Origin of the sequence: Mycolicibacterium aurum, assembly GCF_900637195.1 — a bacterium.
GTDB lineage: Bacteria > Actinomycetota > Actinomycetes > Mycobacteriales > Mycobacteriaceae > Mycobacterium > Mycobacterium aurum.
The window spans coordinates 2,360,112-2,372,613 of record NZ_LR134356.1 but is presented as its reverse complement, the minus strand read 5'-3'; the positions used below and the strand labels follow the sequence as shown (position 1 = coordinate 2,372,613).

Below are 12,502 nucleotides of genomic sequence, written 5' to 3'. Positions count from 1 at the left end.
AAGTTCGACCGATCAGGAGGCCGTCATGGCAAATGCCACCAGCACTCGCGTTGACCAAGATCTGGACGCTCAGAGCCCGGCCGCGGACCTGGTGCGCGTTTATCTGAACGGCATCGGGAAGACCGCGTTGCTCACCGCCGCCGACGAGGTGGAACTCGCCAAGCGCATCGAGGCGGGGCTCTACGCCCAGCACCTGCTCGCTACGCGTAAGAGGCTGGGCGACAACCGCAAACGTGACCTCGCGGCCGTCGTGCGCGACGGCGAGGCAGCCCGGCGCCACCTGCTCGAGGCCAACCTGAGGCTGGTCGTGTCGCTGGCCAAGCGCTACACCGGTCGGGGCATGCCGCTGCTGGACCTGATCCAGGAGGGCAACCTCGGCCTGATCCGAGCGATGGAAAAGTTCGACTACGCCAAGGGGTTCAAGTTCTCCACGTACGCGACGTGGTGGATCCGCCAGGCGATCACCCGCGGTATGGCCGACCAGAGTCGCACCATCCGGCTCCCGGTCCACCTCGTCGAGCAGGTGAACAAGCTCGCGCGCATCAAGCGCGAGATGCACCAGAATCTCGGTCGCGACGCCACTGACGACGAACTGGCGGAGGAGTCGGGAATCCCGGCGGAGAAGATCGCCGACCTGCTGTCCCACAGCCGCGATCCGGTGAGCCTCGACATGCCCGTGGGGAGCGACGAAGAGGCGCCCCTGGGCGACTTCATCGAGGACGCCGAGGCGATGTCCGCCGAGAACGCGGTGATCTCCGAGCTGTTGCACACCGACATCCGGTACGTGCTGGCCACGCTCGACGAGCGTGAGCAGCAGGTCATCCGGTTGCGGTTCGGCCTCGACGACGGTCAGCCCCGCACCCTGGACCAGATCGGCAAGCTGTTCGGCCTGTCCCGGGAGCGGGTGCGCCAGATCGAGCGTGAGGTGATGGCCAAGCTTCGCAACGGCGAGCGGGCCGACCGCCTGCGCTCCTATGCCAGCTGAGTGACGACGACGCCCAGGAGACCCGCCGGACATCCGGCGGGTTTTCTGGCGTTCCGGCCGTCTGGCCGGGTGTGGGCCGTGTCGCCCCGGGAAGCACCGCTGTGCGTCGGGCAGCCCGGTAGACTCACCTGAGACGGAGGGTGTGCAATGAACGATCTTGTCGATACCACCGAGATGTATCTGCGAACGATCTACGACCTCGAAGAAGAGGGCGTGATCCCACTGCGTGCGCGCATCGCCGAACGTCTCGACCAGAGTGGACCCACCGTCAGCCAGACTGTGTCCCGGATGGAGCGTGACGGTCTGCTGCATGTCGCCGGTGATCGGCACCTGGAGCTCACCGACAAGGGTCGCGCGCTGGCAGTTGCGGTGATGCGTAAGCACCGCCTCGCCGAACGTCTGCTGGTCGATGTGATCGGTCTGCCGTGGGAGGAAGTGCACGCCGAGGCCTGCCGCTGGGAGCACGTGATGAGCGTGGACGTCGAGCGCCGGCTGGTGCAGGTGCTCAACAACCCGACCACATCCCCGTTCGGCAATCCCATTCCGGGCCTGTCGGAGCTCGGCGTCGGCAACGAGCTGGCCCACGAGACTATGAGCCTGGCGCGCCTCACCGAGCTTCCCTCGGGGATGCCGGTCGCGGTGGTCGTCCGTCAGCTGACCGAGCACGTCCAGGGCGATTCCGATCTGATCGCCCGACTCAAGGACGCCGGGGTGGTGCCCAACGCGCGCGTCACGGTCGAGGTCACCGACCACGGTGGTGTCATGATCGTCATCCCGGGTCATGAGCAGGTCGAGTTGCCGCACGAGATGGCACACGCCGTCAAGGTCGAAAAGGTCTGACCTACCCGGCCCGCCGTCCGAACATCCGGCGTGGCGGCAGGCGTACACCCAGCTGCCGGGCCAGTCGATATCCGGTCGTGGCGAGCTCGCGGATCTGTTCAGGCCGCATTCCCGCCTGCAGCGCCTGGTCCAACATGCCCGCCATTCTGTGCTCCGGTGCGCAGCGCAGCGCCGCATCGAGTGAGATCCCAGCCAGTGGGCCGTCGCCGCGGGAGTACGCCGAAAAAGCCAGCAGCACAAGGGCTTCCACCCGCCAGCGAGCAGGTAGACAACGTGCCAGCGCGGCCCACAACGCCTCCGCCTCGGCCGCCCTGTCCCCCACTGCCAACGCATAGAGCGTGTCCCGGACCCGCGCGTCGGTCAGCGCCAGGGCCAGTCGCGTCAGCTGCTCATCGCTCGGCGACTGACCGCGGCCATGCCGTTCGGCACACCCGAGCGCATGCTCGATGGCGGCGCGGACCTGCGCGTCCGACCGCTGGCCCGGCGACGCATCAGCCGCCGCGATGCGCACCTCCAGCGCTGCGGTGCGTGCCGGGTCGGCAGTGGCGACCACCTGCACCAGATCTTCCCGCCGCCGGTAGAGGCGACGGCCGTCCAGCACCGCGGCCACTGCGCTCGGCGACGAAGTCGGATCCTCCACGAGCCCCGAATTCCCGCAGCCGTCCACGCAGTGCCACCGTGCCCCCGCGGCGACCTCGGCCACGACGTTCGTAGCGATCAGCTCGATGCCACGATCGGCGAGCTCGGCCGCCAACGAGTCCGCCAGCCAGCGGTGCTCGTCGGCGCACATCGGACAGCCGGCACCCTTGTCGTCGACGATGACGGCCAGCACGGATTCGGCGCCGGAGCGCGACGCCAGATCCGCGAGCTGAGAAAGCGTTTCGCCGGCGTCAGACAGATCCGACCGCAGGACAGCGCCCGTCTCGCCGTCGGCGACGGTGACCAGCACCAGGGATTGCGCCGGGACGAAGCCGAGCACGGCCGGCAGTGCCGCGATCAGGGCGCCGGGACGGTCGAGTGAGGATTCGGGGTGATGTGTTGAGGCCATACCGCAAACCTGGCAAGAGCGACCGACGACGAACCTCTGATGGTGCTGCGGCGCCGCACAACTGGGGACGAAACCGGGTTTGGGGATGACGGCGCACGAGCCGTCCCGGGGATGAGCTGTTCACCAGTTGTTGCCGTCGGTCGACATGCGAGATCGCAGTAACCGGCGTAGACCTTGTTGCCATGGCTTCGATGCTGGAGTACGACCTTGTCGTCATCGGTTCCGGTCCCGGCGGGCAGAAGGCTGCCATCGCGGCCGCGAAACTCGGAAAGTCGGTCGCCGTCGTGGAACGTGGCCGCATGCTCGGCGGCGTCTGCGTCAACACCGGCACCATCCCGTCGAAGACGTTGCGCGAGGCCGTCGTCTACCTCACCGGAATGAGTCAGCGGGAGCTCTACGGGGCCAGCTACCGGGTCAAGGAGAAGATCACCCCCGCCGACCTGCTGGCCCGCACCACGCACGTCATCACCAAGGAGCAGGACGTGGTCCGCTCGCAGTTGATGCGCAACCGCATCGACCTGGTGGAGGGGCACGGACGCTTCCTCGATCCGCACACCGTGCTCGTCGAGGAGCCGCACCGCGGCGAACGCACCACGGTGACAGGCGAATACGTCGTCATCGCGACGGGCACCAAACCTGCCCGCCCGACGGGCGTGGAGTTCGACGAGCACCGGGTGCTGGACTCCGACGGGATCCTCGACCTCAAGTCCCTGCCCACGTCGATGGTGGTGGTCGGTGCCGGCGTCATCGGTATCGAGTACGCCTCGATGTTCGCCGCGCTCGGCACCAAGGTGACGGTCGTCGAGAAACGGGACAACATGCTCGATTTCTGTGATCCGGAGATCATCGAGTCGCTGAAGTTCCATTTGCGCGACCTCGCGGTGACGTTCCGGTTCGGCGAGGAGGTCACCGCCGTGGACGTCGGGTCCGCCGGCACGGTCACCACGCTGGCCAGTGGCAAGCAGATCCCCGCCGGGACAGTCATGTACTCGGCGGGCCGCCAGGGGCAGACCGACCACCTCGACCTCGCCAACGCCGGGCTGGAAGCCGACAACCGCGGCCGTCTCGACGTCGGCGACCACTACCAGACCAAGGTCGACCACATCTACGCCGTCGGCGATGTGATCGGCTTCCCTGCGCTGGCCGCGACGTCGATGGACCAGGGCAGGCTGGCCGCCTACCACGCTTTCGGGGAGCCCGGCCACGCCATGACCGAGCTGCAGCCGATCGGGATCTACTCCATCCCCGAGGTGTCCTACGTCGGCGCCACCGAAGTGGAGCTCACCAAGAATGCGATCCCCTACGAGGTCGGGGTGTCCCGTTACCGCGAGCTCGCGCGCGGCCAGATCGCCGGCGACTCCTACGGCATGCTCAAGCTCCTGGTGTCCACCGAGGACCTGCGCCTGCTGGGCGTACACATCTTCGGTACCAGCGCAACGGAGTTGGTGCACATCGGCCAGGCCGTGATGGGTTGTGGCGGCACCATCGAATACCTGGTTGACGCGGTCTTCAACTACCCCACGTTCTCGGAGGCCTACAAGGTCGCCGCGCTGGACGTGATGAACAAGCTCCGGGCGCTCAGCCAGTTCCGGTCCTGACCGACGGCCCGGCTAGCCACAACCGTCGTCGAACGCCGCCGGCGCCTCGTCACCGGGGCCGCCTGCCTGCGCTCGGGACACCAGCGCGACGAGAGCATCGTCGAACGGCGGCGAGTAGGAGACCTCCTCGTGGCACCCTCCGCCGTCGAGCCCGCCGATCAGTCCCGACACCGTCGACCCGGTGATCCAGGGCGCCCCGGAGAAACCGTTGACCACACCATCGCAATGCAGCGCCGGGTAGCCCCGGCGCGACGCTGCCGGCGCCCGGCACTCCGCCGGACCACCCAGACCGGCCGGATAGCCGATCACCGTCACCGCCTCGCCGGGCTCGGGAGAGCTGCCCAGTCGCAGCCCGCCCCCGGCGACCGAGTCCAGCCGGGCTCCGTCGGCCCGGCTGACCCGCGCGACGGCGTAATCGGCCATCGGATCTTGGTCGTCGATCCACCGCGGGTCCAGATAGACCGCGTCGACCTGCCAGCCGTCATCCGGAGCGGCGTCGTCGTCGTCGAACCCCGGAACGAACCGGATGTCGATGCCGTCTGCAAGACAGTGGGCCGCAGTCAGGATCAGATCGCCGGACGACGACGCCAACACCGCGCCGCTGCACAGGTGCAGGTCTCCCCCGCCCGGGAAGAGCGCCCCGACCCTGGGGTCGGGCGACACCGGTTGTGCGGCCGGTAAAATCTGCGCTGGCGCCGCCGGAGGGGATGGCGACACCGCGACGCACGACGGCACCGCGACGAGAATCACCAGCAACGCCGCCCATATCGGCGAGCGCCGAGCGAGGACGTTGAGCCGCATGTCCACCGATGGTCCCCCCGGGGCGTTTCCGCGGCAACCGAGCGGGGTAGATCGCGGATCACCTTCGCGGAATGTCACGTCGGGGTGTGCGCGTTCGAACAAATGGGTGACGCCACACAGGCAATGGTGGCGGCGCCGCCCAGGTGCGAGACACTGGATGTTCACGGTGCGTTCGACATCAATGTCGAGGCGCTCCGCAGCGAGGAGGCGAAACAGGTGGCTGACGACGAGCACGACCACAGCCAGCGGTACCAGCCGGAGCAGACCGGCATGTACGAACTCGAGTTCCCCGGCCCACAGCTGACCTCACCCGACGGGCGCGGTCCGGTGCTGATCCACGCCCTGGAGGGGTTCTCGGACGCCGGACATGCCATCCGGCTCGCAGCCCAGCACCTCAAAGACAACCTCGACACCGAACTGGTTGCCTCTTTCGCCATCGACGAGCTGCTCGACTACCGCTCGCGGCGACCGTCGATGACGTTCAAGACGGACCACTTCACCCACTACGACGAGCCCGAGCTCAATCTCTACGCCCTGCATGACAGCGTCGGCACGCCGTTTCTGCTGCTGGCCGGGCTGGAGCCGGACCTGCGGTGGGAGCGGTTCATCACCGCGGTGCGGCTGCTGGCCGAGCGGCTCGGCGTGCGTCGAGCCATCGGGTTGGGCTCCATCCCGATGGCGGTGCCGCACACCCGCCCGATGACGCTGACCGCGCATTCGAACGACAAAGAGTTGATCACCGACCATCAGCCCTGGGTCGGCGAGGTACAGGTGCCCGGCAGCGTGTCCAACCTGCTGGAGTTCCGGATGGCCCAGCACGGCTACGAGGTGGTCGGGTTCACGGTGCACGTCCCGCACTACCTGGCCCAGACGGATTACCCGCCGGCGGCCGAGACCCTGCTGTCCGAGGTGGCGCGTAACGGTTCGCTGGAAATTCCCACAGCAGGTCTGTCGCAGGCAGCAGCCGACGTGTTCGACAAGATCAACGAGCAGGTCGCCGCCAGTACCGAGGTCGCTCAGGTGGTGGAGGCCCTCGAGCGCCAGTACGATGCGTTCGTTGCCGCACAGGAGAACCGGTCCCTGCTGGCGCGCGACGAGGATCTGCCCAGCGGTGACGAGCTCGGCGCCGAATTCGAGCGGTTCCTCGCTCAACAGGACGGTGAGAAGAAACGCAAGGACGGGGACGACCCACGGGAAGGCCCTGACTTCACCGGCTGACAGCCGTCGATGACGAGGTGGGCGACATGACCGTGAGATCCGGGTACGCGCGATGAGCGAACGGAAGCCGAACCTGCGCCCCGTGCGGGAGCTCACCCCGAGCCTGCAGTTCTGCACGATTCACGGCTACCGGCGCGCGTTCCGGGTGGCCGGGTCGGGGCCCGCGATCCTGCTGATCCACGGCATCGGCGACAACTCGACGACCTGGAGCAGTGTCCAGACACAACTGGCGCAGCGATTCACCGTCATCGCCCCGGATCTTCTCGGCCACGGCAGGTCGGACAAGCCGCGGGCGGACTATTCGGTGGCCGCGTACGCGAACGGCATGCGGGATCTTCTCAGCGTCCTCGACATCGACAGCGTCACTGTCGTCGGCCATTCGCTCGGGGGCGGAGTGGCGATGCAGTTCGCGTACCAGTTTCCGCAGCTGGTCGAGCGTCTGATCCTCGTCGGTGCCGGCGGTGTCACCAAGGACGTCAACATCGCGCTGCGCGCGGCCTCGCTGCCGATGGGCACGGAGGCCTTGGCATTGTTGCGGCTGCCGCTGGTGCTGCCGGCCTTGCAGCTGATCGGACGCATCGGCGGTGGCCTCCTGGGTTCCACCGGCGTGGGCCGCGACATCCCTGACATGCTGCGGATCCTTGCCGACCTGCCCGAGCCGACTGCCTCGTCGGCGTTCGCGCGCACACTGCGGGCTGTGGTCGACTGGCGGGGCCAGGTGGTCACCATGCTCGACCGCTGTTACCTGACGCAATCCGTTCCGGTGCAACTCATCTGGGGCAGTCTCGACTCGGTGATCCCGGTCAGCCACGCCGAGATGGCGCACACCGCGATGCCCGGCTCACAACTGGAGATCTTCGAGGGCTCGGGGCACTTCCCGTTCCACGACGACCCTGACCGCTTCGTCGAGGTCGTGGAGAGGTTCATCGATTCGACCGAAGCGGCGGCCTACGACCAGGAGTACCTGCGCGGGCTGCTCCGCCGCGGGATCAGCGAAGGCAGCCTTTCGGGGTCGGCAGACACCCGCGTCGCGGTGCTCGACGCCATGGGCGCCGACGAACGCAGCGCAACCTGACCGAGCGGCGCGCCCACCACGTAGCATCGGGTGCATGGCCATCGACGTGACGGTGCTGCGCGTATTCACTGACCAGAACGGCAGATTCGGCAACCCGCTGGGCGTCGTGGATGCCGCCACCGTGAATCCCGCAGACCGGCAACGTATCGCGACAGATCTGGGCTACAGCGAAACCATTTTCGTCACTTCGCCGACCGAGGGCAGCCACAGCGCCCACGCCCACATCCACACCCCCACCACCGAATTGCCGTTCGCGGGGCACCCTACCGTGGGTGGATCGTGGTGGCTCAAGGACCGCGGGACGCCCATCAAGACGCTTCAGGTGCCCGCGGGCTTGGTGCAGGTCGCCTACGACGGGGACATGACCGCGGTGAGCGCCCGCGCCGAGTGGGCCCCGTCGTTCTCGATCTACGACATCGGTTCGTTGGACGAGTTGGCCGACGCCGACCCCGACGACTACGCCGCCGAGACCGAGCACTACCTGTGGACCTGGATCGACCGGGAAGCGGGCACCATCAGGTCCCGGATGTTCGCTCCTCATCTCGGAATCCGCGAGGACGAGGCGACCGGGGCGGCAGCGGTACGGATCACCGAGTACCTCAGCCGCGACCTGACGATCGTGCAGGGACAGGGTTCGGTCATCGAGACCACGTGGAGCGCCGACGGGTGGGTGCGGGTGGCCGGGCGGGTGGTGGACGACGGTCAGCGGCAGATCGACTGAACCGACGGCTCAGCTCTGGGCCGGAATCTCGCGGTGGGCACGCAGGGCCTGTATTTCCCGCTCGAAGTCCTCGGCCGACGAGAACGACCGGTACACCGAGGCGAAGCGGAGATAGGCCACCTCGTCGAGTTCACGCAGCGGCCCGAGAATCGCCAGACCCACCTCGTGGCTGGGCACTTCCGGGGAACCGGTGGCGCGAACGGCGTCCTCGACCTGCTGAGCCAGCAGGTTCAGCGCGTCGTCGTCGACCTGGCGTCCCTGGCACGAACGGCGCACACCGCGGATGACCTTCTCACGGCTGAACGGCTCGGTGACGCCACTGCGCTTGACCACCGCGAGGACCGCGGTTTCCACGGTGGTGAAGCGGCGCCCGCATTCGGGGCACGACCTGCGCCTGCGGATCGCCTGGCCTTCGTCCGCCTCGCGCGAATCGACCACACGCGAATCGGGGTGACGACAGAACGGACAGTGCATCACCGCTCCTTCGCCGCACCGACAGGCAACCGCCTCGAACGCCATCGAGCCTACCTGCGCCACCCGGGGACGGCCGACCGCCGGTCCACACGATGCATACCTCATCAGATCGGTCCTCGGAACGCTTGAGCAGCAGACGGTTTGATACTGCGGCGATGGAGGTCAGGCGACCGGCGCGATGAGCGTCTGCCCCGCGTCCAGCGCCACCGACTCCAGCTTGTTCAGCTCGCGAATGCGCTCGACCACCTCGGCGACCGGGGCGTCGGGCGCCACGCGCTGCGCGACGTGCTGCAGCGACTCACCGCTGTGCACCTGGACGACCGCGAGGCGGCCCGGGATCTGGGCTTCGGTGCCGACCACGCCACCGAACTGCCCGACCAGGCCCAGCCACAACGTGATCGCCGCGGCGACGAGCGCGAGCAGCACCGTGGTGGCCGGCGTGATGGGTCGGCGATGAGACGCCCGCGACACCAGCACACCGGTTCCGCGGTGGCGCATCGGCGCACCAGCGGGCCGGCGTGAACGCGCCCTGCGCGCCGTGGGCACAGCACGCACGCGACCGTCGCCCACCTGCAGGCGGGGGGCGCGCTCGAACTCGTTCCAGGTCTCACGATCGTCGAGAATGGTCATCTGTCTGCCTTTCGGTCCGGGCGGTCGTTCGCTTCTGTGTTCGAACAGTAGTCGATCAAGTGTTCGATGAATAGAACATGTGATCGAACTGTTGCGAACGCTAACGCAGCCCACCGACAAGAAACCGAGGGCCGATGACGGCCGGCGCCCGGGGCCGGGCGGCGCCCGAGCGGACACCGACACGCCTCGAACACATGTTTGATTATTGACGCGACGCGGGTTACATTCGGGCTCATGAGCGACGACATCAGTGACAGCACGGACGGCGCAGGACCGACACGGCGCCGAGACACGGGTCTGACCGAACGTCAGCGCACCATCCTCGACGTCATCCGCACCTCTGTGACGAGCCGCGGCTACCCGCCGAGCATCCGGGAGATCGGTGATGCCGTCGGGCTGACGTCGACCTCGTCGGTCGCCCACCAATTGCGCACCCTGGAGCGCAAGGGCTACCTCCGTCGCGACCCCAACCGTCCCCGCGCGGTCGACGTCCGCGGATCCGACGAGATGGCGACACCCGTGGTGACCACCGACGTCGCCGGGTCGGATTCGCTGCCGGAGCCCACCTTCGTGCCGGTGCTGGGCAGGATCGCCGCCGGTGGCCCCATCCTGGCCGAGGAAGCCGTCGAAGATGTCTTCCCGCTGCCGCGCGAGCTCGTCGGCGAGGGGTCGCTGTTCCTGCTGAAGGTGGTCGGCGAATCGATGATCGACGCGGCGATCTGCGACGGTGACTGGGTTGTCATCCGCCAGCAGAGCGTCGCCGACAACGGCGACATCGTCGCTGCGATGATCGATGGCGAAGCCACCGTGAAGACGTTCAAACGCACCAAGGGTCAGGTCTGGCTGATGCCACACAACCCGGCGTTCGACCCCATCCCCGGCAACGAGGCCGCCGTGCTCGGCAAGGTCGTCACCGTCATCCGCAAGATCTGACCGGACGCCCTCCGGGCGGCCCGGGCCAGATCACTCGCCGCGGATGAATCCGTTGGTGCGCGCGATTTCCTCACTGGCGAACCAGATTTCGACGGGCGCCTCGGCGTAGTCGGCGTTGTCCGGTGTCCAGTACAGGCCGGTTTTCGTATCGGCCTTGACGGGATAGCCCTCGGGCATCTCCGTCGGGTCGTCGTAGGGCATGTGCAACGCGGTGCCAAGAGGTATCGGCTCGTCGATGTCGATACGCGCGTGCCGCCCCGTGTCGGTCATTGAATCGCGCGCCGGCTCCCCCGGGTCCACCACGGCCGGGGCCACCAGTGGCTCCGGCTCGGCAGGCACACCGTCGTCCCAGTCGTCGCCCAGATCATCAGCCCCGTCGTCGACGCCGTCGGCCAGATCGTCGGCCTCGGTGCCCACGCCGTCGGTCTGCGTGGGCACCTCGGTCGCCGTCAGCACGCGCGTCGGAGCCGTGTCGACAGAGTCCGGATCTTCCTGCTCGACGTCCTGCTGATGATCGAATTCTGGCTGATCGGGCGACTCAGCTTCGGGTTCGGGTGACGCAGGGGCGCCCCAGAAACTCATCGGCTCCGGGGTGTACTGCTCGGCAGGCGGTGAGGCCGGAGTCGCGGACGCCAACGAGCCCAGGCCTTCCCGGGCATAACGGTCCCCGAACAGAGAATCCTCCCTGTCGCCCCCGTCGTCGGGGACGCCCTGCGCACCCACGTCGGCCGACTCGGGCTCATAGTCGCGCGCGTCGTAGTCCTGTCCGGGAACAGAGAAGGTGTCGTCGGCACGGTCGCCGCGAGCGCGGCTGCGCAGTACCGCGAAGGCGACCAGCCCGGCGAGCAGCAGGATCGGCACGATGGCCAACAGCCACCACCACGTCCACTTGAGTCCGGAATTCTCGGGGTTCTCCGAGGACTGCGCCGACGCCGGCGGAGCCTGCGGCGCCTGCGCGCCGGGCACCTCGAGGCCGACCAGCTGCGCAGAGAGTCCGGCCGGCTCCGTGCTGAACTTCTGCGCCGCCGAGTCCCAGGAGATGGAACCACCACTGAAACGCTGGGTGATCACCTCGCCGTCCTGGGTCTGATCAGCCACCGGTGCGCCGAGTTCCCCGGTCGCGCCGCCGAGCTTCTCCCATGCGGCGTTGATCGCCCCGCGCACGATCACCGCGCCGTGGTCAGGGGTCCAGAAGATCACCGGCTTGTCGTCGGCGGCGAAGGTGCTGAGCCGGCTCGCGGGCGCCAGTCCGCCGTCCTGCTCGCTGGAGATCGGGAAGCCGAGGTCGCCTTCGGGGCCGCCGACACTCTTGTACTTGGCCAACACCTGCCCGGTGACGACGTTGGCGCCGGTGTCCGGGCTGTAGAAGATGCTGCCGTTGACGAAGTCCTGACCCATGCCGCTGTCGCCGATCTCGTACGGCTCCCCCTCGGCGGCACCGAGCGGCCCCAACGGGCCTCCGGCCGCCCGGCGGGCCGCGTTGATCGCCGCGACAGGGTCGTCGGGCACAGCCAGATCGGTCAGCTGACCGGCCAGCTCGGGTGGCACCGTGGTGAAGGTCTTGGTGCGCGAGTCGTAGGTGAGCTGCCCACCGGTGAACTTCTGACTCACCGTCGAGCCGTCGTAGGTCTCATCCTCGGCAGGCACCCCAAGCACTCCCGAGGATCCGCCCAATTTGTCCCATGCCGCGTTGATGGGCCCGCGCACCACGCGGGCACCCGTCGCAGGGGTCCAGAAGATGACGGGGTTGTCGGGGGCACTGAACGTGCTGTTGCGGCTGTCCGGCGCACGGCCGGGACCCTCGTCGATTTTGGGGAAACCCAGGTCGCTGTCGGCGGCGCCGCCGGCGGACTCGTACTTCTCCAGGATCGCGCCCTGCATGGAGTGGGCGCCGGTGGCCGGGGTGAAGAACATCTTGCCGGACGCGAAATTCTGGGCGAAACCCTCGCCCACCGGGTACACATCGCCCAGCCGCGGGCCCAGCGGGCCGGTGTCACCTCCGCCGGCCTGCCACGCGGCGGTGATGGCGTTGTTCGCGTCGACCTCGGGTTGCGCCGTCGCGGAAGGGGCCAGCAGCAGCGCTGTGGCGACCCCCAGCAACCCGATCGTCAAGCGACCGACCGTACGTAGGCGCAGCATGGGCTGCCGGCTCATTCTTCCTCCCCGCGGTCGGTGACTG

12 protein-coding genes are annotated in these 12,502 nt (G+C 68.1%); 7 read left to right on the top strand and 5 right to left on the bottom strand.

Features of this window, described 5'->3' with window-relative positions:
* Nucleotides 1-25 precede the first annotated feature (25 nt).
* Together EL337_RS11320 and EL337_RS11315 are read left to right on the top strand one after the other, a co-directional pair.
* Nucleotides 26-985 (top strand): sigma-70 family RNA polymerase sigma factor, encoded by a 960-nt coding sequence (locus tag EL337_RS11320; RefSeq protein ID WP_048634743.1) that lies wholly within the window; start codon nt 26-28, stop codon nt 983-985.
* 147 nt (nt 986-1,132) lie between these two features.
* A complete protein-coding gene (locus EL337_RS11315; RefSeq protein WP_048634742.1) occupies nt 1,133-1,825 on the top strand; it encodes an iron-dependent transcriptional repressor DtxR in 693 nt (230 codons plus the stop codon).
* Nucleotide 1,826: 1 nt separating this feature from the next.
* Here EL337_RS11315 and EL337_RS11310 read toward each other — a convergent pair whose 3' ends face one another.
* Nucleotides 1,827-2,873, bottom strand: coding sequence for a DUF4192 domain-containing protein (locus EL337_RS11310; RefSeq protein WP_048634741.1), 1,047 nt, complete (start codon nt 2,871-2,873; stop codon nt 1,827-1,829).
* 191 nt (nt 2,874-3,064) lie between these two features.
* Here EL337_RS11310 and sthA point away from each other — a divergent pair, with 191 nt between their 5' ends.
* Nucleotides 3,065-4,471 (top strand): Si-specific NAD(P)(+) transhydrogenase, encoded by a 1,407-nt coding sequence (gene sthA / locus EL337_RS11305; protein ID WP_170216956.1) that lies wholly within the window; start codon nt 3,065-3,067, stop codon nt 4,469-4,471.
* Between the two features lie 12 nt (nt 4,472-4,483).
* Here the strand turns inward: sthA and EL337_RS11300 are convergent, their stop codons facing one another.
* Nucleotides 4,484-5,272, bottom strand: a complete 789-nt coding sequence (locus tag EL337_RS11300) for a trypsin-like serine peptidase (RefSeq protein ID WP_048634739.1) — start codon at nt 5,270-5,272, stop codon at nt 4,484-4,486.
* 270 nt (nt 5,273-5,542) lie between these two features.
* Between EL337_RS11300 and EL337_RS11295 the strand changes: the two genes are divergently transcribed.
* Genes EL337_RS11295 through EL337_RS11285 form a run of 3 tightly spaced genes read left to right on the top strand, consistent with a single transcriptional unit; the run spans nt 5,543 to nt 8,286 of the window.
* On the top strand, nt 5,543-6,490 hold the full coding sequence (locus tag EL337_RS11295) for a proteasome assembly chaperone family protein (protein WP_275992395.1): 948 nt from the start codon (nt 5,543-5,545) through the stop codon (nt 6,488-6,490).
* Nucleotides 6,491-6,542: 52 nt separating this feature from the next.
* On the top strand, nt 6,543-7,565 hold the full coding sequence (locus EL337_RS11290) for an alpha/beta fold hydrolase (protein ID WP_048634738.1): 1,023 nt from the start codon (nt 6,543-6,545) through the stop codon (nt 7,563-7,565).
* Between the two features lie 34 nt (nt 7,566-7,599).
* A complete protein-coding gene (locus tag EL337_RS11285; protein WP_048634737.1) occupies nt 7,600-8,286 on the top strand; it encodes a PhzF family protein in 687 nt (228 codons plus the stop codon).
* Between the two features lie 9 nt (nt 8,287-8,295).
* Here EL337_RS11285 and nrdR read toward each other — a convergent pair whose 3' ends face one another.
* Complete coding sequence (gene nrdR, locus EL337_RS11280; RefSeq protein ID WP_048634761.1) at nt 8,296-8,760, bottom strand: transcriptional regulator NrdR; 465 nt, start codon at nt 8,758-8,760, stop codon at nt 8,296-8,298.
* Between the two features lie 162 nt (nt 8,761-8,922).
* Nucleotides 8,923-9,390: a hypothetical protein gene (locus EL337_RS11275; protein ID WP_048634736.1), complete on the bottom strand. Its 468-nt coding sequence runs from the start codon at nt 9,388-9,390 to the stop codon at nt 8,923-8,925.
* Nucleotides 9,391-9,624: 234 nt separating this feature from the next.
* Between EL337_RS11275 and lexA the strand changes: the two genes are divergently transcribed.
* On the top strand, nt 9,625-10,323 hold the full coding sequence (gene lexA, locus EL337_RS11270) for a transcriptional repressor LexA (protein WP_048634735.1): 699 nt from the start codon (nt 9,625-9,627) through the stop codon (nt 10,321-10,323).
* 30 nt (nt 10,324-10,353) lie between these two features.
* On the opposite strand, the gene EL337_RS11265 is transcribed toward lexA, so the two are convergent.
* Nucleotides 10,354-12,477 carry a sunset domain-containing protein gene (locus EL337_RS11265; RefSeq protein ID WP_048634734.1) on the bottom strand — a complete coding sequence of 708 codons (2,124 nt, stop codon included), beginning with the start codon at nt 12,475-12,477 and terminating at the stop codon, nt 10,354-10,356.
* Nucleotides 12,478-12,502 lie beyond the last annotated feature (25 nt).

Coding starts and splice junctions, on each gene's coding strand:
- EL337_RS11265 (WP_048634734.1), bottom strand. CDS start 12,477: ATGAGCCGGCAGCCCATGCTGCGCCTACGTACGGTCGGTCGCTTGACG.
- EL337_RS11275 (WP_048634736.1), bottom strand. CDS start 9,390: ATGACCATTCTCGACGATCGTGAGACCTGGAACGAGTTCGAGCGCGCC.
- nrdR (WP_048634761.1), bottom strand. CDS start 8,760: ATGCACTGTCCGTTCTGTCGTCACCCCGATTCGCGTGTGGTCGATTCG.
- EL337_RS11290 (WP_048634738.1), top strand. CDS start 6,543: ATGAGCGAACGGAAGCCGAACCTGCGCCCCGTGCGGGAGCTCACCCCG.
- EL337_RS11315 (WP_048634742.1), top strand. CDS start 1,133: ATGAACGATCTTGTCGATACCACCGAGATGTATCTGCGAACGATCTAC.
- sthA (WP_170216956.1), top strand. CDS start 3,065: ATGCTGGAGTACGACCTTGTCGTCATCGGTTCCGGTCCCGGCGGGCAG.
- EL337_RS11300 (WP_048634739.1), bottom strand. CDS start 5,272: ATGCGGCTCAACGTCCTCGCTCGGCGCTCGCCGATATGGGCGGCGTTG.
- EL337_RS11295 (WP_275992395.1), top strand. CDS start 5,543: ATGTACGAACTCGAGTTCCCCGGCCCACAGCTGACCTCACCCGACGGG.
- EL337_RS11310 (WP_048634741.1), bottom strand. CDS start 2,873: ATGGCCTCAACACATCACCCCGAATCCTCACTCGACCGTCCCGGCGCC.
- lexA (WP_048634735.1), top strand. CDS start 9,625: ATGAGCGACGACATCAGTGACAGCACGGACGGCGCAGGACCGACACGG.
- EL337_RS11285 (WP_048634737.1), top strand. CDS start 7,600: ATGGCCATCGACGTGACGGTGCTGCGCGTATTCACTGACCAGAACGGC.
- EL337_RS11320 (WP_048634743.1), top strand. CDS start 26: ATGGCAAATGCCACCAGCACTCGCGTTGACCAAGATCTGGACGCTCAG.